This is a genomic window from Streptomyces sp. NRRL B-1140 (genome assembly GCF_001280065.1).
Lineage (GTDB): Bacteria > Actinomycetota > Actinomycetes > Streptomycetales > Streptomycetaceae > Streptomyces.
Window position 1 is genome coordinate 72,105 of the sequence record NZ_LGEA01000090.1, and the last position, 23,724, is coordinate 95,828.

Annotated in this window: 17 protein-coding genes and 1 other RNA gene; 16 read left to right on the forward strand and 2 right to left on the reverse strand. The window is 71.5% G+C overall.

The genetic code is table 11. The annotated features are described in order from the left end of the window. The first annotated feature begins 8 nt into the window (after positions 1 to 8). Positions 9 to 397, forward strand: a transfer-messenger RNA (tmRNA) gene (gene ssrA / locus ADK65_RS36610). Positions 398 to 468: 71 nt separating this feature from the next. Here ssrA and yicI read toward each other — a convergent pair. Beyond that, entirely contained in the window at positions 469 to 2,721 is a 2,253-nt protein-coding gene (gene yicI, locus ADK65_RS11180) for an alpha-xylosidase (protein ID WP_053669822.1), read from the reverse strand. A 77-nt stretch (positions 2,722 to 2,798) separates the two neighbouring features. After that, the gene (locus tag ADK65_RS11185; RefSeq protein ID WP_053669823.1) at positions 2,799 to 4,019 is read right to left on the reverse strand and encodes an MFS transporter; all 1,221 of its coding nucleotides are present in this window, start codon (positions 4,017 to 4,019) and stop codon (positions 2,799 to 2,801) included. Between the two features lie 249 nt (positions 4,020 to 4,268). Between ADK65_RS11185 and ADK65_RS11190 the strand changes: the two genes are divergently transcribed. The 15 genes from ADK65_RS11190 (at position 4,269) to ADK65_RS11260 (ending at position 23,501) form a co-directional block, all read left to right on the forward strand. Then, entirely contained in the window at positions 4,269 to 4,514 is a 246-nt protein-coding gene (locus ADK65_RS11190; protein WP_053669824.1) for a hypothetical protein, read from the forward strand. A 12-nt stretch (positions 4,515 to 4,526) separates the two neighbouring features. Further along, on the forward strand, positions 4,527 to 5,363 hold the full coding sequence (locus ADK65_RS11195; RefSeq protein WP_053669825.1) for a hypothetical protein: 837 nt from the start codon (positions 4,527 to 4,529) through the stop codon (positions 5,361 to 5,363). 593 nt (positions 5,364 to 5,956) lie between these two features. Next, positions 5,957 to 6,922, forward strand: coding sequence for a LysR family transcriptional regulator (locus ADK65_RS11200; protein ID WP_053669826.1), 966 nt, complete (start codon positions 5,957 to 5,959; stop codon positions 6,920 to 6,922). A 168-nt stretch (positions 6,923 to 7,090) separates the two neighbouring features. Continuing rightward, positions 7,091 to 8,110, forward strand: coding sequence for a hypothetical protein (locus ADK65_RS11205; protein WP_234352849.1), 1,020 nt, complete (start codon positions 7,091 to 7,093; stop codon positions 8,108 to 8,110). A 353-nt stretch (positions 8,111 to 8,463) separates the two neighbouring features. Continuing rightward, complete coding sequence (locus tag ADK65_RS11210) at positions 8,464 to 10,665, forward strand: polysaccharide deacetylase family protein (RefSeq protein WP_053669827.1); 2,202 nt, start codon at positions 8,464 to 8,466, stop codon at positions 10,663 to 10,665. Then, a complete protein-coding gene (locus tag ADK65_RS11215) occupies positions 10,662 to 11,933 on the forward strand; it encodes an acyltransferase family protein (protein ID WP_053669828.1) in 1,272 nt (423 codons plus the stop codon). Before ADK65_RS11210 ends, ADK65_RS11215 begins: the two co-directional genes overlap by 4 nt. A 103-nt stretch (positions 11,934 to 12,036) precedes the next feature. Next, a complete protein-coding gene (locus ADK65_RS11220; RefSeq protein WP_053669829.1) occupies positions 12,037 to 13,008 on the forward strand; it encodes a hypothetical protein in 972 nt (323 codons plus the stop codon). 158 nt (positions 13,009 to 13,166) lie between these two features. Beyond that, positions 13,167 to 14,552 (forward strand): nitrate/nitrite transporter, encoded by a 1,386-nt coding sequence (locus ADK65_RS11225; RefSeq protein ID WP_053669830.1) that lies wholly within the window; start codon positions 13,167 to 13,169, stop codon positions 14,550 to 14,552. Between the two features lie 117 nt (positions 14,553 to 14,669). Beyond that, the gene (locus ADK65_RS11230; protein WP_053669831.1) at positions 14,670 to 15,818 is read left to right on the forward strand and encodes a uroporphyrinogen-III synthase; all 1,149 of its coding nucleotides are present in this window, start codon (positions 14,670 to 14,672) and stop codon (positions 15,816 to 15,818) included. Positions 15,819 to 16,402: 584 nt separating this feature from the next. Then, on the forward strand, positions 16,403 to 16,996 hold the full coding sequence (locus ADK65_RS11235) for a CGNR zinc finger domain-containing protein (RefSeq protein ID WP_053669832.1): 594 nt from the start codon (positions 16,403 to 16,405) through the stop codon (positions 16,994 to 16,996). A 352-nt stretch (positions 16,997 to 17,348) separates the two neighbouring features. Continuing rightward, positions 17,349 to 17,870 carry a sigma-70 family RNA polymerase sigma factor gene (locus tag ADK65_RS11240; RefSeq protein ID WP_010039908.1) on the forward strand — a complete coding sequence of 174 codons (522 nt, stop codon included), beginning with the start codon at positions 17,349 to 17,351 and terminating at the stop codon, positions 17,868 to 17,870. A gap of 74 nt (positions 17,871 to 17,944) precedes the next feature. Next, entirely contained in the window at positions 17,945 to 18,703 is a 759-nt protein-coding gene (locus ADK65_RS11245) for an anti-sigma factor family protein (RefSeq protein WP_053669833.1), read from the forward strand. Positions 18,704 to 18,828: 125 nt separating this feature from the next. After that, positions 18,829 to 21,126 carry a HelD family protein gene (locus ADK65_RS11250; RefSeq protein ID WP_053669834.1) on the forward strand — a complete coding sequence of 766 codons (2,298 nt, stop codon included), beginning with the start codon at positions 18,829 to 18,831 and terminating at the stop codon, positions 21,124 to 21,126. Positions 21,127 to 21,456: 330 nt separating this feature from the next. Beyond that, positions 21,457 to 22,890 (forward strand): NAD-dependent malic enzyme, encoded by a 1,434-nt coding sequence (locus tag ADK65_RS11255; protein ID WP_053669835.1) that lies wholly within the window; start codon positions 21,457 to 21,459, stop codon positions 22,888 to 22,890. A 329-nt stretch (positions 22,891 to 23,219) separates the two neighbouring features. Then, entirely contained in the window at positions 23,220 to 23,501 is a 282-nt protein-coding gene (locus ADK65_RS11260) for an HU family DNA-binding protein (protein ID WP_003990598.1), read from the forward strand. Positions 23,502 to 23,724: the final 223 nt, after the last annotated feature.

The window sequence follows — 23,724 nt, forward strand, 5'->3', positions numbered from 1 at the left end:
CACAACATGGGGATGATCGGTTTCGACAGCGGCTGTCGAAGCAGGGGAAGCGTGTCGAGGAAGCGGCAATGATCTCGTAAACCATATGTCGCAAAAAATAATCGCCAACACCAAGCGCGATTCCCAGTCCTTCGCCCTCGCTGCCTGATAAGCAGTGACTGAAGGACCCTAAATGGGTGTCAGCCCGGGAGTGTTCCCGGCCCGGATCCTGGCATAATCTAGGGAACTAAACCATCGAGCCCGGTCACGGGGTTCGATGGGAAATCAAACAGTGACTGGGCCCGTCGGCGACTTGTTCGCGTGATCGCCGGGGCCGAGAAAATCGCAGCGAACTGCACACGGAGAAGCCCTGATTCTGCACCGTTGGACGCGGGTTCGATTCCCGCCATCTCCACTCATCCCATGTGGGCGAAGGCCCCGCCGCTTCAGTGCGGCGGGGCCTTTGTCATGCGGTCGTGCAGCTCGTGATCACCGGCCGAGTTCCAAGGTGAGGGAATCCGTGCCCGGCGGGGCCTGGACCTCGCGGTCGCCCGCGGCCAGGTTCCAGGCGGCTGCCGGGTCGGCGCAGGTCGCCCGCAGGGTGTTCCCCTCGCGGACGACCGTGAAGGTCACGTCCCCGACCGGCACCGTCACCTCGTCGCCGGGCCGCAGGCCGTACGCCCGCAGGGTCACGCCGTCGGCGTGGTCGTAGTCCGGGCGGTCGTCCCGCGCCCCGAGCGGGATCACCGCGCCGGGCCGGACCAGCAGCGGCGCGGTCAGGAAACCGTGCCGCTCGCGCACCCAGCGCGGGCCGGTCACCGGCTCGCCGGTCAGCAGATGCGTCCAGGTGCCCTCGGGGACGTAGTACGTGACGTCGCCCTCGTCGCTGAACACCGGGGCCACCAGCAGGTCGGGCCCGAGCATGTACTGCCGCTCCAGGTGGGCGCACCCCGGGTCGTCCGGGAACTCCAGCACCATGGCCCGCATCACGGGCAGGCCCTCGGTGTGGGCCGTGCGGGCCGTCTCGTACAGGTAGGGCATGAGGCGGAGCTTCAGCCGGGTGAAGCGGCGGGCCACGTCGACCGACTCCTCGTCGAACTGCCAGGGCACCCGGTAGGACCGGCTGCCGTGCAGACGGCTGTGCGAGGAGAGCAGGCCGAAGGCCAGCCAGCGCTTGAACAGGGCAGGGGTGGGAGTGCCCTCGAAACCGCCGATGTCGTGGCTCCAGAAGCCGAAGCCCGACAGGCCGAGGGACAGCCCGCCGCGCAGCGACTCCGCCATCGACTCGTACGTCGCCTCGCAGTCGCCGCCCCAGTGCACGGGGAACTGCTGGCTGCCCGCCGTCGCCGAGCGGGCGAAGACCACGGCCTCCTGCTCACCGCGGTGCTTGCGCAGCACCTCGAAGACCGTGCGGTTGTACAGGTACGTGTAGTAGTTGTGCATCCGCTCCGGGTCCGAGCCGTCCGACCAGACCACGTCGAGGGGCACCCGCTCGCCGAAGTCGGTCTTGAAGCAGTCGACGCCCTGCGCGAGCAGCGCCTCCAGCTTGCCGGCGTACCAGTCGCGGGCGGCCTGTGAGGTGAAGTCGACCAGGGCCATGCCGGGCTGCCACATGTCCCACTGCCAGACACCGCCGTCCGGTCGCCTCAGCAGGTGCCCGAGCGCCTTGCCCTCGGCGAACAGCGGGGAGCGCTGGGCGATGTAGGGGTTGATCCAGACGGAGACGCGCAGGCCACGGGCTTTCAGCCGGGCCAGCATGCCCTCGGGGTCGGGGAAGACCCGCGGGTCCCACCGGAAGTCGCACCAGTGGAACTCCCGCATCCAGAAGCAGTCGAAATGAAAGACGGACAGCGGGAGTTCGCGCTCCCGCATGCCCTCGATGAAGGAGGTCACCGTCTCCTCGTCGTACGAGGTGGTGAAGGACGTCGACAGCCACAGACCGAACGACCAGGCGGGCGGCAGGGCCGGGCGGCCGGTCAGGGCCGTGTACCGGCGCAGGATGTCCTTCGGCGTGGGCCCGTGAATGACGTAGTACGTCAGCTCCTGGGTCTCCGCGCTGAACTGCACCCGGGAGACCACCTCCGAGGCGACCTCGAAGGACACCTGGCCCGGATGGTCGACGAAGACGCCGTAGCCGGCGTCCGTGAGATAGAACGGCACGTTCTTGTAGGCCTGTTCACTGCACGTACCGCCGTCCGCCTGCCAGATGTCGACGACCTGCCCGTTCTTCACCAGCGGGCCGAAGCGCTCACCCAGGCCGTACACCGAGGTACCGACCGTCAGGACCAGTTGTTCGCGCAGGTGGTGCGCGCCGGAGGCGTCCCGCATGATGCCCGCGTTCTTGTGGCCGCTGCGGGTGAGGGTGCGGCCGTGCGCGAGGAACTCGACGTCCCAGGGGCCGCCGCGGGCCAGCCGGACCGACAGGTCGCCGGAGGTCAGGGTGGCGTGCTCGTCGTCGTAGGAGATCTCCGCGGTGGTGTCCGACGCCGTGAGCTCGAACTCGGGGCCGCGGGACTCCCCACCGGTGAAGTGGGTCAAGGTCATCCCGATGACGTCGGGCATGGGGGAGTGCACCCGGACGGTGAGCACCGGGCCGGTCATCAGGTCGCCGCGGGAGCGGATGGGCCGGGTCGGCGCGTGGATCTCCAGCGCGCCGTCCGATGCGGTGACGTCGAGGACCTGGGCCGGGTACGACGCTGTCACGCCCTCGCGCAGGAGCCAGTAGCCGTCGGTGAACTTCATATGAGGTCCCTACTCTCCCGGCGCCCTCGAAGTCGAAGCGCTTCGACGGTTGAACGTATGTGGGGTGCCTGGAAGCGTCAATGGTGCGTAGGAGTCATGTTGAAGCGATTCGAAGAAGGATGCGTTGGCAGAGCCAAGGACAGCGTCAGTGCCACGGCCGCCGCCGTCACGGGGACCGCGTAACCCGCCGTCGGTGACAGGTGCTCCACCGTCCAGCCGCCGATCGCGCTGCCGCAGGCGATGCCACCGAGCAGACCGGTCACCGCGAGGGTCATGCCCTCGTTCAGCCGGCCCTCGGGAGTACGTTCCTGGACCAGCGTCATGGTGGTGACCATCGTCGGGGCCGTCGCCATTCCGGCGACGAGCAGGGCGGCCGCCAGCAGCAGGAGCGAACCGGTGAGGGCCGCGGCCAGCAGGGGCAGGGTCAGCAGCGCGGCCATCGCGGCCACGCACCGGGACAGCCGCACCGCGGCCGGGCCGGCGGGCTTCACGGCGCCGTACAGCAGGCCCGCCACGCAGGAGCCGGCGGCCTGCAGTGCGAGCACCGCACCGGCGACCGGCTGCCGCCCCTGTGCGTCGGCGAAGGCCAGGGTGACGACCTCCGTCGCGCCGAAGACGCCGCCCATCGCCAGGCAGACCGCGAGCAGCGGGGGGATCCCGGGAGCGCGCACAGGCGCCTTGCCGGGTATGTGCGCGCGGACCGGGGGCTCCGTCGCGCGCCGGCTCGTGAACAGGACCATGCCGGTCAGCAGCAGCACCGCGCCGGCCAAGGTGCCGGCCTCGGGGAAGAGCGTCCCGCACAGGAAGGCCGCGAGCACCGGGCCAAGCATGAAGCACAGCTCGTCCGCCGCCTGTTCGAAGGAGTTGGCGGTGTGCAGCGCCTCGGGGTCGCCGTCCAGCAGATGCGCCCAGCGGGCCCGGGACATACCGCCGGTGTTGGGGGTCGTGGCGGTGGCGGCGTAGGAGGCGAACAGCGTCCAGTCGGGGGCGTCGTGGCGCACGCACAGCAGCAGGGAGAGGGAGCCGAGCACGGCGATCACCGTGGCGGGCAGGGCCACCCGGGCCTGGCCGTACCGGTCGACGAGCCGGGCGATCCACGGCGCGATCAGTGCGGTCGCCGCGAGTCCGGTCGCGGTGACGGCACCGGCGAGGGCGTACGAACCACGGCTTCCCGCGATCATCACGACGGCGCTGACGCTGAACATGCCCATCGGCAGGCGGGCGATGAGGTTCCCCGCGGTGAAGGCACGGGTGCCCGGCAGGCGGAACAGGCGGCGGTACGGGGAGAGTCGGGGCATGCGGCCACCGTCGCCCGGGGACGATCAGCGGGTCCAACACCTGTCCGGTGCGCATTCACGCACCTGCGTTGTGGATCCTTGGCGCCAGGCCGAAAAGTCCCTGGCGTGAAGCGTTCGCTGCCTGTTCTTCATACAGGGATATGGAGATTACTGATGCTCCTCATAGCGCATGGAAAAGATGCTCATTCGGGAAATTCCTTCACTCGTTTGCCGCGCATCCGCCGTAGTGGGCCGACGGTTAGTCGGTACATGACCGAGGCGACCAGGAAAGACGGCTGGGCGGTAACGCTCGGCCCGTACACCTACATTCCCGCTCCAGCGCACTCGTCGGCGACAGTCAACGGGACGCTCACCAAAGGCGGTTGCCCGGTCACGCTGCAGGTGACCGAGGCGGTGCTGCGCGACTTCATCGACGCCATGAGCACGCTGGAAAAGGATCTTGCCCGACGGTGGATCAGTGCGACGGATTGGCCCGCATTCGCTCTCGCGGAATAAGCGGGGCGCGCCGTGTACGACAAAGTTGAGGGCACCGGCCGGCACCGGGCTCCGGCCCGGGATTTCATCACACCCCTGACACCTCCGGACCCCACCTGGGACCCCGCGGAGGAACTCGCGTTCATCCTCGAGGAAGCACTCGGGGAGCAGGCGAGGATTCCCGCCCCCCGTGACAAGGACCTGCCCCCCGCCGCGGAGCCGACCCCGGCCCCCGCACCGGTGACCCACATGCGGCGCCTCCAGGACATCACCGAGGAACTGCCGCCCGTGCGGGACATCCCGAGACGGCACCGCAAGGTGCGGGTCCGCAAGGCCGCGGGCGTGCTCCGCACCACGAGCCTCCTCGTCGCGGCCCTGGCCGCCGTCATCGCCTCCGCGGTGAGCCTCCTGAGCGGTGTCGTCGCCTACGACCCGCTGCGCCTGGTCGCCGTGTCCCCCGCCGCCCGGGGGCTGCGCACCTGGTGGCCCCTGCTGGTGTACGGACCGTGGCTGGTGGGCTCCCTGTCCGTCCTGCGGGCCGCGCTGCACCAGCGCCGTGCCGTGCACTCCTGGTGCGTGGTCCTGGTCTTCTCCTGCATCGCCGTGCTGCTGTGCGTCGTCCAGGCACCCCGGACCGTCCTCGGCATCGCGGCGGCGGCCCTGCCCGGCCTCGCGGCCCTGGCGTGCTTCCAGCAGGTCGTCCGCCAGATCACGCTGACCAGGCCGCCGATGCGGTCGGTGCCGCGCCACCGGCTGCGCCAGGCTCCGCCCGGGCCGGCTGCGGAGGGCCGGCCGGGGCCGGAGGCACCGGGGGGAGCGGACCCTGGGAGCGGCCACGGCGGAACCACCCGAGGGAACATCGGTACCTGAGCGGGCCGGTGCTCCGGGTGCCCTGGTGCCCCGGTGCGGCCGGTGTTCGTGGCCTTCGCGCCCGGCGCCCGGCGCGTCGGTGATGGCCTGCTGCGCCACCCGCAGCCTCGCGTGCGGCCGGTCTTCCGGGCGCCCCGGCGTCCCTGCGGGCGGCCTGTGCCGTGGCGTCGGCGCCCGGCGTGCAGGTGATGCCGGCTGTGCCGGCGCCCCGGCGCGGGGCCGGTGTTCGTGGCCTCGGAGCCCCGCGTGCCGGTGATGGCGCCTGGGCCACCGGCGACCTCGCGTGCCGCACGTGCCCGGAGCCCTGGCATTCCCGCTGTCTCTGCCGCCGGTGTCCTGTCGCCCCCGGCGAGCGGCGCCCCGCCCGCCCCGGCCGCCCTCGCGGCCAAGGTCCGCACGCTGGGCCCGTCGATGACGCGCGTTCCTGCGTGCGGCCGGTGGCCGGCAGTCGGAGCACCCCGCCCGCCACCGTCGCTCCCCGTACGCTCGTGTGCCACGGTGCCCTGTGGCCTCGCCACCCCGGTCTGCCGCCGGTCTCCCCGCAGACCGGCACCCCCGTCCGCCCGGCCCCCGGGCCGCTGTAGGTTCGCCGCATGTCCGCCCACCTCGATCCTCGCCTGCTGCGTGGCTTCGTCACCGTGGCCGAGGAGTTGCACTTCACCCGTGCCGCGGCGCGGTTGCACGTGGCTCAGCAGGCGCTCAGCCGGGACGTGCGGCGGCTGGAGCGGGAGTTGGGGGCCGAGCTGTTCGTGCGGACCACCCGGCAGGTGACGCTCACTCCCGACGGAGAGCGGCTGCTGCCGTACGCCCGCCGGGTGCTCCAGGCACAGGACGAGCTGCTCGCCGCCTTCGGCCAGGCCCGGCCGCTGCTGGTCGACCTCAACTCCCCGGGCCTGACCACCCCGCGCCGCGTCCTGCACGAGGCGCGTGAACTCGCGCCCCGGCACGAGCTGATGGCTCGTTACGAGAGCGGCCTGACCGGAGCCGCCGGTGAACTGCTCGCCGGGCGGCTGGACGCGTCGTTCGGACGGTTCGCCGGGCTGGACCCGGCGCTGCGGGCAGGCCTCGCCCACCAGCCCGTGCGGTTCGAGCCGATGGCGGTCGTCCTGCCCGAGGACCACCGGCTGGCCGCGTGGGACCGCGTGCCGCTCGCCGAGCTCGCCGGCGAGAGCGTCTACGCGGGCGCCGGCAATCCGCGCACCCCGGAGTGGACCGGGCTGGCACGGCTGCTGTTCGAGGGGCGCGGCATCGACATCGCGCCACCCGCCCCGCTGGCCGTCGGGGACGAGGAGTTCCAGCGGATCATGGCCAGAACACGCAACCCGATCCTGGCCGTCGTGGAGTTCCCGGCGCTGCCGTCGACGGTGGTGCGGCCCCTGGTCGACCCGGTGCCGCTGTCCCCTGTCTCGCTGGTATGGCGCAAGGGCCTGACCCATCCCGCGTTCGACGCGTTGCGGCGGGCGGCTGCCCGGCTCGCCGTCGAGGAGGGGTGGCTGCGGCGGCCCGCCGGAGGGTGGATTCCGGCCGGTGACGATGTCCTCATGACGTCTCACGACTGACACGATTCGGCACCCGCGCACACACACAACCTCCCCGTGCGCTACATTCAATGCCTGAGCACGGTGTGGTAATAGGGGTGCGTTGGGACGGGTGGGGGCCCGGTCCGACGGCGGGTGCTCAGGTCGTCAAGCGCACCTGAACCATCCCGTGGGGGGAAGTGCGTGCGCGTGAAAGAGTGGCGAGAAGACGCCCAACCCGAGTGGCCCGAGGCCGCTGCAACTACCGGGGAACTCCCGTCGGACGGAAGAGTCCGGTACCGGAGATCCACGCAGGTCCTTCCCGGCCATGACGTCCGGACGTCCGGTCACCGGCTGCCCGCCGCGACGGAGGTACTGGCCGGCATTCCCCGCCAGAGCGACGGCGAGGACGCTTCGTTCGCCACGGTGAGCCGGACGTCGGTCCGCGACCCCTGGCAGGACCAGGAGGAGGCCGGCCCGTCGGGGCACGCCGGCGCGGCGGACCGGCAGACCCACGATCCGCACGAGGTCACCATCCAGCTCGACGCCGTGCAGCTCGGGGACGGCCTCCTGCGCCGGGCCGAAGAAGGCACGGGCGCCGGGGCCCCCGCCGACCGGCCCGTCTTCGTCGACGAGTCGGGCCGCCGCAGCCGCCGCTACCGCCGGATCGGCATGGCCGTCGCCCTGGCCTGCGGGGTCTACGCCGTCGTCATCGTCGCCACGCTGCTGTCGGGCAACTCCAACGCCCCGTGGCTGCCCGTGCCGACCAAGGAGGACAACCCGCCGGCCGGGCAGGTCGACAGCCCGCCGCTGACCGCCGAGTCGGCACCGCCCGAAGACGCGGAAGGCACCGGCGCGACCGCCCCGGGCAGCACTCCGGCGACCGGCGACGCCACGGCACCCGAGCCCGGCCGCAGCGCCGCCGCGCCGGATGACACCGCCGACCCCGGCACACGCCCCGGCGCGTCCGCCAAGCCCACGCCGACCGCGGCCCTGCCCACCCCGAAACCGGGCACCAAGACCACCGCCCCGGCCCCGACCAAACCGGCGGACCCGCCGAGCACACCGGTCACCGACCCGACACCCACGGGCGAGCCCACCCCTCAGCCCACCGAGACCACGGGCACCGGCGGCGACGGCGGCACCGTCGCGGAAGGGCCGGCCGAGCCGCAGCCCGTCGCGGAGGCCCCGGCCGAAACGCAGCCCGCCGCCGAGACGCCCGCCGCCTAGACCGCGTCGCCGTCCGGGTCGCGTCGTCGCCTGAACCGCGTCGCCACCCGGGCCGCGTCGCACGTGCGGCGCCCGCCGCTCCGGGCGCCGCACCACCGCTTCCGGCCGGGCGCACCCTCTCTCACCGGATCCCGCCGGCCCCGGAGGAACCCGAGTCCTCCGGGCCGGAACCACCTCGCGATCAGCGGTTCCGCAGGTCCCGTCCCGCTCACGCGGCGGAGCCCCGATGACCTCGCGGACACCCCGCGCAGCCGCGACGGCACCGCCCGCCCGGCCGGGCCCTTCCCGCCACACCGTCCGCCTGGCCCGTCCCCGTGCCATCCCATCCCGCACCACCCGGAGTACCACCACTCATGGCATCCCGTACTCGCCGTTCCGGGCCCGCGTCCCGAGCCCCTGGCGGCTCCAGGCGCCGGCGCCTGCCCATGCGTCTGTTGCTGCCCCTGCTCGTGCTCGTCGCGCTGGGGGCGATGCTCATGCTGCGCGGATACGTGCACAGCGAAATCCTCGCCGACCACCGGGTCCGGCCGCCCGCCGCCACCGACCGGGTGCCGGAGAAGATCATGAGCGGCGGGCCCGTCATCGATGCCCGCAGCGGCCGCACCGAGAGCCTGCGCGTGCCCGACCACCGCCTGGTGCTCACCTTCGACGACGGCCCTGACCCGACCTGGACGCCGAAGGTCCTGGACGTGCTGAAGAAGCACGACGCACACGCGGTCTTCTTCGTCACCGGCACCATGGCCTCGCGCTACCCCGACCTGGTCCGGCGCATGGTCGACGAAGGCCACGAGGTCGGCCTGCACACCTTCAACCACCCCGACCTGTCCTACCAGTCCAAGAAGCGCATCGACTGGGAACTGTCCCAGAACCAGCTCGCCCTCTCGGGCGCGGCGGGTATCCGAACGTCCCTCTTCCGGCCGCCGTACTCCTCCTTCGCCGACGCCATGGACAACCAGTCCTGGCCGGTGACGAAGTACATCGGCGACCGCGGCTACATCACCGTCGTCAACAACACCGACAGCGAGGACTGGCGCAAGCCCGGCGTCGCCGAGATCGTCCGGCGCGCCACGCCCAAGGGCGGCAAGGGCGCGATCGTCCTGATGCACGACTCCGGCGGCGACCGCCACCAGACCGTCGAGGCACTGGACCGCATGCTGCCCGACCTGCGCGAGCAGGGCTACCGGTTCAGCAACCTCACCGAGGCCCTCGACGCCCCGAGCGCGCACTCCACGGTCACCGGCCTCGAACGGTGGAAGGGCGCGGCGTGGATCTTCCTGGTCCAGGCCTCGGAGCACCTCACCGAAGTGCTGGTCGTCGGACTGTCGATCGTCGGCACCCTCGTCATCGGCCGTTTCGTGCTGATGCTGCTGCTCTCCGGGGTGCACGCACGCCGGGTGCGCCGCCGCGGCTTCCGCTGGGGAGCGCCGGTCACCGAACCGGTGTCGGTTCTCGTCCCGGCGTACAACGAGGCCAAGTGCATCGAGAACACGGTCCGGTCCCTCGCCGAGAGTGACCACCCCATCGAGGTCCTCGTCATCGACGACGGCTCCTCCGACGGCACGTCACGGATCGTGGAGGCCATGGGCCTGCCGAACGTCCGGGTCGTCCGCCAGCTCAACGCAGGCAAGCCGGCCGCGCTCAACCGCGGTGTGGCCAACGCCCGGTACGACCTGATCGTGATGATGGACGGCGACACTGTCTTCGAGCCGTCCACCGTGCGCGAACTGGTGCAGCCCTTCGGCGACCCGCGCGTGGGCGCGGTGGCGGGCAACGCCAAGGTCGGCAACAAGGACAGTCTCATCGGCGCCTGGCAGCACATCGAATACGTGATGGGCTTCAACCTCGACCGCCGGATGTACGACGTACTGCGCTGCATGCCGACGATCCCCGGCGCGGTCGGAGCCTTCCGCCGCAGCGCGCTGGAACGGGTCGGCGGCATGAGCGACGACACACTCGCCGAGGACACCGACATCACCATGGCCCTGCACCGCGACGGCTGGCGGGTGGTCTACGCGGAGAACGCCCGTGCCTGGACCGAGGCGCCGGAGACGGTCCAGCAGCTGTGGTCCCAGCGCTACCGCTGGTCGTACGGCACCATGCAGGCCATCTGGAAGCACCGCCGGGCCCTGGTGGACAAGGGGCCCTCGGGCCGCTTCGGCCGGGTCGGCCTGCCGCTGGTGGCCCTCTTCATGGTCCTGGCGCCCCTGCTGGCCCCGCTCATCGACGTCTTCCTCGTCTACGGCCTCGTGTTCGGCCCCACCCAGAAGACGATCATGGCGTGGCTCGGCGTCCTGGCGATCCAGGCGGTCTGCGCGGCCTACGCCTTCCGGCTCGACCGCGAGCGCATGACCCACCTCGTCTCGCTGCCTCTGCAGCAGATCCTGTACCGCCAGCTGATGTACGTCGTACTCCTCCAGTCCTGGATCACCGCCCTTACCGGCGGACGGCTGCGCTGGCAGAAGCTGCGGCGCACCGGTGCGGTCGACGCGCCCGGCGGCGGCCCGATGCCGCGCCAGCGGTCCCAGAGCAACTCCGAGCGGAGGCCGGTGGCATGACCCACGGAAACCCGATCCCCACGTCACCGGCGCCGTCCTACGGCATGCCGCAGCAGCGCACGACGGACCCCCGACCGGAGGGCGAAGCCGCCACCGCGGCCGCCCCCTCCCCGTCGGCCGGCCGGGGCGGCGGCCGTGACCGCTACCTCGACCTGCTGCGCTCGATCGCCCTGGTCCGTGTCGTCGTCTACCACCTGTTCGGCTGGGCGTGGCTGACGGTCCTGTTCCCGTCGATGGGCGTGATGTTCGCGCTGGCGGGCTCCCTGATGGCGCGCTCGCTGGACCGCCCGGCGCTCGGTGTGATCCGGGGCCGGATCCGCCGGCTCCTGCCCCCGCTCTGGGTGTTCGGCGTCGTGGTGCTGGCGATGATGTTCGCGGCCGGCTGGGATCCGCTGAAGGACCCGGACCACGGCGGTGCCTGGGGCCTGGTCGATCTGGCCAACTACTTCTTCCCCGTCGGCGCCCCGCCCTTCCCCTGGCACCTCGGCGCCAAGTCCGGCCTGCTGGAGGAGACCTGGGCGGTGCAGGCGGCCGGTCCGCTGTGGTACCTGCGGGCCTACCTCTGGTTCGTCATCGCCTCCCCGCTGCTGTTGTGGGCGTTCCGGCGGGCGCCGTGGCCGACGCTGCTGGCACCGCTGGGCCTCACGGCGGTCGTCGGCACGGGCCTGGTGAAGATCCCCGGCGAGACGGGCAACGCGGTGACCGACTTCGCGGTCTACGGCGGCTGCTGGGTCCTGGGCTTCGCCCACCACGAGGGCCTGCTCAAGCGGATCCCCCGCTACCTGGCGATCTCCTGCGCGGCCCTGCTCATGGCCTTCGGCCTGTGGTGGGCCTCGGGGCACCTGGGTCCCGACGGCTGGGACCTCAACGACATCCCGATGGCCCAGGCGGCCTGGTCCTTCGGCTTCGTGGTCGTACTCCTCCAGTACTCCCCGTCGTGGCGCGAACTCCCGGGCCGGCTGGCCAGGTGGGACAAGCTCGTGACCCTCTCCAACAACCGCGCCGTCACGATCTACCTCTGGCACAACCTCCTCATCATGGCCACGGTCCCGATCCTCGACCTGCTGTACGAACTGCCGTTCCTCCAGAGCGACAGCGCGGTGTCCGCCCTGGACAGCACGTACACCCTCTGGATGTTCGCCCTGGTCTGGCCGCTGATCGGCGCGGCGATCCTCATGTTCGGCTGGGTCGAGGACATCGCGGCGAAGCGGTCACCGCGGTGGTGGCCGAACGGGCGAGGCGGCAACAGCCGGAGGCGCCGGCGGTAGGGGTGGGCCGGCGCGGGGGAGGGCCCGTTCCCCCGGGCCCTCGCCCGTGTGGAAAACTGCCCGAGTTGCGTCTGTGAACGGGTGGCCCCGGGGGAGTGGTGGAATGAGCAAGCGGCAGACACAGAAGATGCTGCGGCTGATGGCGAGCGGGGAACCGGTCGAGCTGACCAGCCCGATGGCGTCCGTGAAGAAACTCGCCCGGCTGGCCTTCGTGGCCCAGCAGTTCGGCTACGAGTACGCCGACGTCCGCCAGAGCAGCGGCCGCAACGGCGCGCTCATCATGCTGCTCGTGCCCGACCCGAGCCCGCAGGCCCGGGCGCGGGCCGGGCAGAACTGGGCGCAGTACCCGAACGCGGCCGACGGTGTCTCCCTGCCGCCCCTCGTGCCGGACGCCTTCGAACTCCTCAAGGCCCGCATCAACTTCGACCTCACCGGCAAGAACGCCGAGAAGCGCATGGGGTACGCGGCCCTGGGCGTCACCGTCGGCTGTGTGATCCTCGCCTTCCGTTCCGGCGGCGAGCCCACCGACTTCGTCGCGGCCGGTGTGGTGTGGCTGCTGCTCATGGCGGTCTTCGGCATCGGTTTCCTGGTGACACGCAAGCGCAACGCCAAGTTCGCGGCCCGGCTGCAGGCGGCCGGCTTCACGCCGGTGCGCGACGAGAACGGTCGGCTGCGGTATCTGCCGCCGGGGGCGCAGCAGCCCGGGCAGGGCAACCCGTTCGCGGGCGGTCCGTACGGGGCCGTGCCGGGCCGGCCGGCTCCGGCGACGGGGGCGCCGGCGGCCTACGGGCAGCAGACGCCCGGGCCGTACGCGCAGCCGGCGCCCGGCCCGTATCCGGGTCAGCCCGCGCAGGCCCCCTACGGCGGTCAGCCCGCACAGGCCCCGTACCCGGGTCAGCCCGCGCAAGCCCCCTACGGCGGTCAGCCCGCGCAGGCTCCATACGGCGGTCAGCCCGGTCCGTACGCTGCGCAGCCTCCCGGTCCGTACGGTGCGCAGCCTCCCGGCCCGTACGCCCAGCCGTACCACCAGCCCCACCCCCAGCAGAACCCGCACGGGCAGCCCCCGCGGCACTGAGACGGAAAACCTGCCGGAACCTCTCATCCCGCCCGAGCCCGGGGTGAGAGCAAAGTTCCCTCGCGGTCACCCGGTGCCACAGGCAGGAAACGCGCCCTCCCTACCTTCGGGACCAGTCAGTCGAAGTACGACCGAGCCCGGAGCACAGTGGAGGCGTCATGACAGGTCCTGGCACAGCACCCGCACCCCCGAGCAAGGGCGGACGCTGGATCCGGCACTGGGACCCCGAGAACGAGACGTTCTGGAAGGAGACCGGAGAGAAGGTCGCCCGCCGCAACCTCTTCTTCTCCGTGCTGTCCGAGCACATCGGTTTCTCGATCTGGACCCTGTGGTCCGTGCTGGTGCTGTTCATGGGCCCGGAGTACGGACTCACCCCGGCCGACAAGTTCATGCTGACCTCGATGGTCACGCTGGTCGGCGCCGTGGTCCGCGTTCCCTACACCTTCGCCGTGGCGATCTTCGGCGGACGGAACTGGACGATCATCTCCGCGTCCCTCCTGCTGGTCCCGACGGTCGCCGCGTTCACCGTGATGGAGCCGGGGACCTCCTTCTCCACGTTCCTGCTCGTGGGCCTGCTCGCCGGTGTCGGCGGCGGCAACTTCGCCTCCTCCATGACCAACATCAACGCCTTCTTCCCGCTGCGGAAGAAGGGCTGGGCGCTCGGCCTGAACGCCGGCGGCGGCAACATCGGCGTGCCGGTGATCCAGCTGGCCGCCCTCGCGATCATCGGCGCCAGCGGCGGACCGCGGGTCCTGCTGGGGATCTACATCCCGCTCATCGTCCTCGCCGCGGTCCTGGCCGCGGTCTTCATGGACAACCTCGAGAACGTGAAGAACGACACCGGTGCCGCCAAGGACGCCGCGCGCGACATGCACACGTGGATCATGTCCGTCCTCTACATCGGCACCTTCGGCTCCTTCATCGGCTACAGCTTCGCCTTCGGCCAGGTCCTGCAGAACCAGTTCGGCCGGACCCCGCTCCAGGCCGCGTACGTCACCTTCCTCGGCCCGCTGCTCGGCTCCCTCATCCGGCCCGTCGGCGGCTGGCTCGCCGACCGCTACGGCGGCGCGCGGATCAGCCTGTGGAACTACGTCGGCATGGGCGCCGCGACTGCGGTCCTCATCGGCGCCTCCATGGAGAAGTCGCTGGCCCTGTTCACCGTGGCGTTCGTGGTGCTGTTCGTGCTCAGCGGGCTCGGCAACGGCTCGACGTTCAAGATGATCCCGGGCATCTTCCAGAACAAGGCACTGGCCAAGGGACTGGAGGGCGAGGAGGCCGCGGCGGACGGGCGGCGGCTGTCCGGGGCCTCCATGGGCCTGATCGGCGCGGTGGGCGCGCTCGGCGGTGTCGGCATCAACCTCGCCTTCCGCCAGTCCTTCCTCTCCTACGGTTCGGGCACCGGGGCGTTCGTCGCCTTCCTCGCCTTCTACGCGGTCTGCTTCGCGGTCACCTGGGCCGTATACCTTCGCCGTACCTCGGCCCGGGTACCCGTCAGCACGACGGCCTCGGAGGCCAAGCCGCAGCTCAGCTACGCGGAGGTGTGACGTAACACCAGCGACATCACACCGATCCGAGCCTGTCACGAGCCGTTGACAGGCTCGATCGGCATGTAGGTACGCCGTACCCACGAAGTACGACGACTCGAGTGCGGGACGAGAGCCATGTACGAAGAACAGCGACCGGACCACGGGCCCCTGGCGGGTTTCACCGTGGGTGTGACGGCCGCGCGCCGGGCCGATGAGCTCGGGGTGCTGCTGCAGCGACGCGGTGCCGCCGTCCTGCACGCCCCTGCTCTGCGGATCGTGCCGCTCGCCGACGACAGCGAGCTGCTGGCGGCGACGAAGGACATCATCGAGCGTGTGCCGGACATCGTCGTGGCCACGACCGCGATCGGCTTCCGGGGCTGGGTCGAGGCCGCCGACGGCTGGGGGTTGGGGGAGGAGTTGCTGGCGCGGCTGGGCGGCGTACGGATCCTGGCGCGCGGGCCGAAGGTCAAGGGCGCGGTCAGGGCGGCCGGGCTGACCGAGGAGTGGTCGCCGTCGTCGGAGTCCATGGCGGAGGTGCTGGACCGGCTCCTGGAGGAAGGGGTCGAGGGCCTGCGGATCGCGATCCAGTTGCACGGTGAGCCGCTGCCCGGGTTCGTGGAGGCGCTGGGGGAGGGAGGGGCCGAGGTGGTCGGGGTGCCCGTCTACCGCTGGATGCCGCCGGAGGACATCACCCCGGTCGACCGTCTGCTGGACGCGACGATCGCCCGGGCCCTGGACGCGGTCACCTTCACCAGCGCCCCGGCCGCGGCCTCCCTGCTGTCCCGGGCGAAGGACCGGGGACTGCTCGACGAGGTGCTGGCGGCACTGAGCCACGACGTCCTGCCCGCCTGCGTGGGCCCGGTCACCGCTCTGCCCCTGCAGTCCCGCGGCATCGACACGATCCAGCCCGAACGCTTCCGGCTCGGCCCCCTGGTCCAGCTCCTCTGCCAGGAACTGCCCGCGCGGGCCCGGTCGCTGCCCGTCGCCGGGCACCGTGTGGAGATCCGCGGCCACGCCGTCGTGGTCGACGGGGACCTCAAGCCCGTCCCGCCCGCGGGCATGGCCCTCCTGCGCGCCCTCTCCCGCCGCCCCGGCTGGGTCGTCGCCCGGGCGGACCTGCTGCGTGCCCTGCCCGGCTCCGGCCGTGACGAACACGCGGTGGAGACCGCCATGGCCCGCCTGCGCACGGCCCTCGGCACCCCGAAGCTGATCCAGACGGTGGTCAAGCGGGGCTACCGTCTGGCCCTGGACCCGAGTGTGGAGACGAAGTACGCGGACGCGTGAGCCCGTCCGGGGGTTGAGCCGGATCGCGACATCTCCCGGCCCTGTCGTGAGGGGGACGCGCCAGCCTCCTCCAGCCACCCGGGCCGTGCGCCGGGCCGTCGCGGACGCGGGGGCGTTCCCCGGGCCCCGGCCACAGCGTGACCCCGAGGGCCGGGTGGGACGTGGGACGCACCGAGCGGGTTCAGCCGCCGGAGACGACCTCGCCGGAGGCCGCCCGGACGCCACAGATTCCGGTCCGGCGCCGGCGGGTGGCGCCGGGCCCATGCCCACGAGAAGTCGTCCGACAGGGTTCGGACGCCGCCGGAATGGAATCGCCCAGGGGAGTCCGGCCGGAGCGGAGCGCGTGAGCTCGTGGGCGATCGTCCCGCCGGCCCCCGCCCCGGCCCGACGCCTTGCTGCGGTGTGGCTGGAAGGGGCATCCCGGGCGGGCGTCCGGCGCGCAAGGCGTGCCCGAGGGGTTCTCGGCGGCGTGGCGGACAGGCACTGTAAGGGGAAGCGGCTCACCGGCCCTCTCGTCGGTGTCCCGGCGACGCGTCTCACCGAAGCCCTCGCGACCGGGGTGAACCCTAGGCGGTGACAGGCACATGGCACTGAGCACGGCCACGGCCTCCAACGAGCTGCGCTTCGACACCGGGCGGATCTGCCTGGACCTGCTGACCACCACGCACCCCGAGGAGCGGCTCGACTCCGTGGACGTGCTGCGCGCCTGGATCACCGGCTCCGGGCTCGTTCCGGCGGACACCGCCCTGGCCCACGCCGACACCGGCTGGCTGCTCGCCTTCCGCGAACTGCGCGCCCAGGTCGACCGGTTGGTGCGCTGCCGGCCGAGACCCGGGGTCGCGACGTACGACCTGGCCCTCGCCCGCGTGAACGACCTGGCCCGCACCGCGCCCCCGGCACCCCGAGCGGTCCGCGGCGAAGACGGCCGGCTGCTGCGACGGCTGGACGGCCCGCCCGGCTGCGCCGCCCTGCTCGCGGCCGTCGCCCGGGACGCCGTGGACCTGCTGACCGACCCCGTCGCCCGTGCGGCCCTGCGCCAGTGCGAAGGGGACAACTGCCCCATCGTGTACCTCGACACCTCCCGCGGACGCAGGAGGCGCTGGTGCTCCAGCGAGGTCTGCGGGAACCGCGAACGCGTCGCCCGGCATCGTCGCCGCGCGGCACTCGCCCGCGCGTGAAACGGAATTGAGTGGTCCGTGCACTCAATTCCCCTGTCCTAAATGCTACTTCTGCGGCCTCGGTCGCGAAGTGATTTCTATTACATGCCGTTTACCTACGCCACCGTAGGGAAGAGCTGGCTTGATCTGGTCGATGTGGCGGAAATGTAAAGAACGCGGGGTGGGAATGTGACCCCATGTCCCGCTCGTGACGTCATCCTGAAGAAATCTGTCGGGTCTCTTTGAACGCCCAACCGCTCGCGTCCGTACGGCATGTGGAGCGACCGACTGGGGGAACCCCCGGACATCGGAGGTGGGCGTGCGCAAGGATTCCGTCGTGGCCAATGAACGAGCACCGAGGGCCCGACATCGCATGTCCCAGCCCTCGGAACCCGATGAGGAGCTGATGCGTGCGCTCTATCGCGAACACGCCGGACCCCTGCTGGCATACGTCCTGCGCCTGGTCGCGGGAGACCGGCAGCGCGCCGAGGACGTCGTGCAGGAGACGCTCATCCGTGCCTGGAAGAACGCCGGTCAGCTCAACAGAGCGACCGGATCGGTACGCCCCTGGCTGGTGACGGTCGCCCGGCGCATCGTCATCGACGGCCACCGCAGCCGGCAGGCCCGGCCGCAGGAGGTCGACCCGTCGCCGCTGGAGGTCATCCCCGCGGAGGACGAGATCGACAAGGCGCTGTGGCTGATGACTCTCTCGGACGCACTCGACGACCTGACCCCCGCCCACCGGGAGGTGCTCGTCGAGACGTACTTCAAGGGGCGTACCGTCAATGAGGCGGCCGAGACCCTGGGCATACCCAGCGGCACCGTCCGCTCCAGGGTGTTCTACGCCCTGCGCTCGATGAAGCTCGCACTGGAGGAGCGGGGGGTGACGGCGTGATGAGTGTTTACGGGGGTAACCAGGGGTTCGGTACGGGAGGCATGGGTATGTCTGGTCCCATGCAGGAATCTCCGGTGCCGAACGAGCACGAGACCGTCGGCGCCTACGCCCTCGGCATTCTCGACGACGCCGAAGCGACCGCGTTCGAGGCCCACCTCGCCACCTGCGAATGGTGCGCCCAGCAGCTCGACGAACTGGCCGGCATGGAGCCGATGCTCGCCGCCCTCGCCGACCTGCCCAATTCCGGCAGCACACCCGCCATCGGCGAGTCGCTGTCCGCCAAGCCCCGGCCGCGCCTGGTGGAGAAGCTGGTCGACGAGGTCGCCGACCGCCGCGCCCAGAAGCGCCGCCGCAGCTTCTACATGGTGGCCGCGGCCGGTGCACTGATCATCGGCGGCCCCTTCGTCGCGGTCGCGACGAACGGCGGCGACGGCGGCAGCGGCGGAGCGGAGAACCGCCCGCTCGCGGCGAGCCCCGCGAAGGCCGCCTTCGAAGGCATCTCCGACAAGATCTCGGCCACCGACCCGAACACCAAGGTCACCGCAACCGTCGCCCTTCAGAAGAAGGACTGGGGGACGGGCGTGGTCACCGAGCTGAAGAACGTCAAGGGTCCGCTCAAGTGCGCCCTCGTCGCGGTCGGCAAGAACGGCGAGCGGGAGACCCTGTCCTCCTGGTCCGTCCCGGAGTGGGGCTACGGCCTGCCCGACGCCAAGACCGAGAAGGCCAAGCAGCCCCTGTACGTCCAGGGCGGCGCCGCCTTCGAGCCGAACGAGATCGACCACTTCGAGGTCGTCACCTTCGACGGCAAGCGGCTGGTCGAGGTCGACGCGTAGAGCTGTTCGGTCGTCCGGCGGGCGCCATCGGGGGAAAGAGCCCCGCGCCTGCCGTCGGCCCGTAGCTTCCAGGGGTCCCCTTCGCGTACGGTTGACGGCTGCCCAGCACGTCAGAAGGGGGCCCGGTGGCCGCTCAGGCTCACAGACAAGGCGCGGTCGGTTCGGTGCACGACTCGGTTCGTGACCGGGAGATCCACGTCGAACAGGAACACCTGGACCAGGTGTACCGGCGCCTCGAGGAGAAGATCCACGAGGCGGAGTTCCTCATGCAGGACGCCGCCCGGCGCGGCCAGGTCGGCACCCCCGGCGCACTCGCCGAGCGGGACGCGCAGGTCTTCCGCGCGGGCATCCACCTCAGCCGGCTGAACAACGAGTTCGAGGACTTCCTCTTCGGCCGTATCGACCTGCTGACCGGCAAGGACGGCAAGAAGGGCCCCGACGGGGCGTACACCGCCGTCGAGCCGGCGGAGGGCGCCGTACGCCCCGACAACACCGCCGACATCGCCGAGACCCTGCACATCGGCCGCATCGGCGTGCTCGACCGGGACTACGCGCCCCTGGTCATCGACTGGCGGGCCCCGGCCGCCGCCCCCTTCTACCGCTCCACCCCGGTCGACCCGGGCCGGGTCGTCCGCCGCCGCGTCATCCGCTCCAAGGGCCGCCGGGTCCTGGGCGTCGAGGACGACCTGATGCGCCCCGAGCTCACGGCGTACCTCGACGGCGACGAACTGCCCGTCATCGGCGACGGCGCCCTGATGGCCGCGCTCGGCCAGGCCCGCAGCCACACCATGCGCGACATCGTCGCCTCCATCCAGGCCGAGCAGGACCTGGTCATCCGCGCCCCCGCCGCCTCCGTGACGTACGTCGAGGGCGGCCCGGGCACCGGCAAGACCGCCGTCGCCCTGCACCGCGCCGCCTACCTCCTCTACCAGGACCGGCGCCGCTACGCGGGCGGCATCCTGATCGTCTCCCCGACCCCGCTGCTCGTCGCCTACACCGAAGGCGTGCTGCCCTCCCTCGGCGAGGAGGGCCAGGTCGCCATCCGCGCCATCGGCTCCCTGGTCGAGGGCGCCGAGGCCACGCTCTACGACTCCCCGTCCGTGGCCCGCGCCAAGGGCTCCTCCCGCATGCTCAAGGTGCTGCGCAAGGCCGCGCGCGGCGCCCTGGAGCTGAACGACCCTCCGGCCCGGCTGCGCGTGGTCGCCTTCGGCCGCCGCCTGGAGCTGGAAGCCGGGGAGCTGGACGGCGTCCGCCGCGCGGCCCTCGGCGGCACCGCCCCCGTGAACCTGCTGCGTCCCCGCGCCCGCAAGCTGTTGCTGGACGCCCTGTGGGAGCGCTCCGGCGCGGCCGGCCGGCACACCGACCCCGAGCTCGCCGCCGAGCTGCGGTCCTCCTTCGACGAGGACATCACCTCCGAGGACGACTTCATCGCCTTCCTCGACGCCTGGTGGCCGGAGCTGACCCCGGGGGCCGTCCTCGACGCCATGGCCGACGAACGCCGCCTCGGCCGCTGGGCCCGGCGGATCCTCAACCCCGGCGAGGTCCGGAAGGTCGCCCGCTCGCTGCGGCGCGAGGGCCGCTCGGTGCACGACATCGCCCTGCTCGACGAGCTCCAGGCGGTCCTCGGCGCCCCTGCCCGCCCCCGCAGGAAGCGCGAACTCGACCCGCTCGACCAGCTCACCGGCCTGGAGGAGCTGATGCCGGTGCGCGAGGAGTCGCAGCGCGAGCGCGCCGAACGCCTCGCCCAGGAACGCGTCGAGTACGCCCACGTCATCGTCGACGAGGCCCAGGACCTCACCCCGATGCAGTGGCGCATGGTCGGCCGTCGCGGCCGGCACGCCACCTGGACGGTCGTCGGCGACCCGGCGCAGTCCTCCTGGTCCGACCCGGACGAGGCCGCCGAGGCCCGTGACGAGGCCCTCGGCACCCGCCCCCGCCGCCGCTTCGAACTCACCGTGAACTACCGCAACCCGGCCGAGATCGCCGAGCTGGCCTCGAAGGTCCTCGCCCTGGCCATGCCCGGCTCCGTCTCGCCGAAGGCGGTGCGCTCCACCGGCGTCGAGCCGCGCTTCACCGTCGTCGAGGACAGTCTGGGCGCCACCGTCCGGGACGAGGCCGCCCGGCTGCTGGAACGCGTCGACGGCACGGTCGGCGTGGTCGTCGCCATGCAGCGCCGGGAGGAGGCCCGCCGCTGGCTCGCCGGCCTCGGCGACCGGGTCGTCGCCCTCGGCAGCCTGGAGGCCAAGGGCCTGGAGTACGACGCGACGGTCGTGGTCTCCCCGGCGGAGATCGCCGACGAGTCCCCGGCCGGACTGCGCGTCCTCTACGTCGCGCTGACCCGGGCCACCCAGCAGCTCACGGTCGTCTCCGCCGACCGCGACGAGCCCGACGCGGCGGGAGTTCCGGATCTGCTCAGGGACTGAGGCCCGCTACCCACTTGCCGGCGAAATGAACCACCGGTACGGGAATGGCCTTACGGGATCTGTTTGTTAGCCTGGACGTGGCACCGGCTCGATCCAAGCCCCCGGGCCCAACCTTCGTCGCTACGAGCGACCACTTGCCGCGAGGCGAGCATGGCGGGTCGGTGCCACTTACTTCGAAGAGACCCACGTCCACGTGACGTGGGTCTCTTTTTGCTGCCCCATTCCGCGAACAAAACGTTCGCAATTGAGGGCGGCTACCTGCTACTCAGCGGTAGGTGCGACGATCGGACGGCACAACTCAGCGTCAGGTGAAAGCAGAGGAAGTCGGCCATGGCAACGGCGCCCAGCGTCTCCTACTCGATGACGGTCCGGCTGGAGGTGCCCGCGAGCGGAACCGCCGTCTCGCAGCTCACCACCGCCGTGGAGTCCTCCGGAGGCTCGGTGACCGGCCTCGACGTCACCGCGTCCGGTCACGAGAAGCTCCGCATCGACGTCACCATCGCGGCGACGTCGACCGCGCACGCGGACGAGATCGTCGAGGAACTCCGCGGCATCGAGGGCGTCACCCTTGGCAAGGTCTCGGACCGGACCTTCCTCATGCACCTCGGTGGCAAGATCGAGATGGCGTCCAAGCACCCCATCCGCAACCGTGACGACCTGTCCATGGTCTACACCCCGGGCGTGGCCCGGGTGTGCATGGCGATCGCCGAGAACCCCGAGGACGCCCGCCGCCTCACCATCAAGCGCAACTCCGTTGCGGTCGTGACGGACGGCTCCGCCGTGCTGGGCCTGGGCAACATCGGCCCCAAGGCCGCGCTGCCCGTCATGGAGGGCAAGGCCGCCCTGTTCAAGCGGTTCGCCGGCATCGACGCCTGGCCGATCTGCCTCGACACCCAGGACACCGACGCCATCGTCGAGATCGTCAAGGCGATCGCCCCGGGCTTCGCGGGCATCAACCTCGAGGACATCTCCGCCCCCCGCTGCTTCGAGATCGAGGCCCGGTTGCGCGAGGCCCTCGACATCCCCGTCTTCCACGACGACCAGCACGGCACCGCGATCGTCGTCCTGGCCGCCCTGACCAACGCGCTGCGCGTCACCGGCAAGGCCATGGAGAACATCCGCGTCGTCATGTCCGGCGCCGGCGCCGCCGGCACGGCCATCCTGAAGCTGCTGCTCGCCGCGGGCGTCAAGAACGCCGTCGTCGCCGACATCCACGGTGTCGTGCACGCGGGCCGCGAGGACCTGGTGGACGCCGCCCCCGACTCGGCGCTGCGCTGGATCGCCGACAACACCAACCCCGAGGGCCTCACCGGCACCCTCAAGGAGGCCGTGCGCGGCGCTGACGTGTTCATCGGCGTCTCCGCCCCGAACGTCCTCGACGGCGACGACGTGGCCGCCATGGCCGAGGGTGCCATCGTGTTCGCGCTTGCGAACCCGGACCCCGAGGTCGACCCGGCAATCGCCCGCCAGACCGCGGCCGTTGTCGCCACCGGCCGCTCGGACTTCCCGAACCAGATCAACAACGTGCTGGTCTTCCCGGGCGTCTTCCGCGGTCTGCTGGACGCGCAGTCCCGTACGGTCAACACCGAGATGATGCTGGCCGCGGCGAAGGCACTCGCGGACGTGGTGACCGAGGACGAGCTGAACCCGAACTACATCATTCCGAGCGTCTTCAACGACAAGGTCGCGGGCGCGGTCGCCGGCGCCGTGCGGGAGGCCGCCAAGGCGGTCGGTGCGACGGTGGGCAGCCCGGCCGGTGTCTGAGACCGAGGCCGGACCGGGCCCCACGGGGCCAGGCGCCCGGACTGTGAGTAACCCCACGGCAGCCTGGAACCCGGCGCGTCGCAAGAACCCTGTCAGCAGCGGAGCTATCGTGGCGCCAGGCTCAGGCCCTCTTTTCGTGTGACTCCCCAAGGGTGTTCTCACGACTCCTGCGGGTGCCGGATTGGCTTTCCCGCCGCAGGTAGGGGCAGGATGCGTCTCTGGGCGCGAGGGTCTGACGACGGACCCGGGTCCGGGGACTCATCGAGGACCCTGGCAGCATCGGCTTCGATCTGACGCCTCAACGGCAAGATGAACACGGGAGTAAGAACATGAACCGCAGTGAGCTGGTGGCCGCGCTGGCCGACCGCGCCGAGGTGACTCGCAAGGACGCCGACGCCGTGCTGGCCGCGTTCGCCGACGTCGTCGGCGACATCGTCTCCAAGGGCGACGAGAAGGTCACCATCCCCGGCTTCCTGACCTTCGAGCGCACCCACCGTGCCGCTCGCACCGCCCGCAACCCGCAGACCGGCGAGCCCATCCAGATCCCCGCCGGTTACAGCGTGAAGGTCTCCGCGGGCTCGAAGCTCAAGGAAGCGGCCAAGGGCAAGTAAGCGGCCCGTCGCGTGCGCCGTGGGCGACTGCGGGCCGCCTCTGGCCGGTCGCGCAGTTCCCCGCGCCCCTTCGGGGCGCGCCACGCAGAACCGCAGGAAACGCCGAGGGGCGGCCACCTGATCCAGGTGGCCGCCCCTCGGCGTGTGCGGTGCGGGACTATCCGAGCGCCTTGCCCGGCAGCTCGACCTTCGCGCCCAGCTCGACGAGCTTCTCCATGCTGTG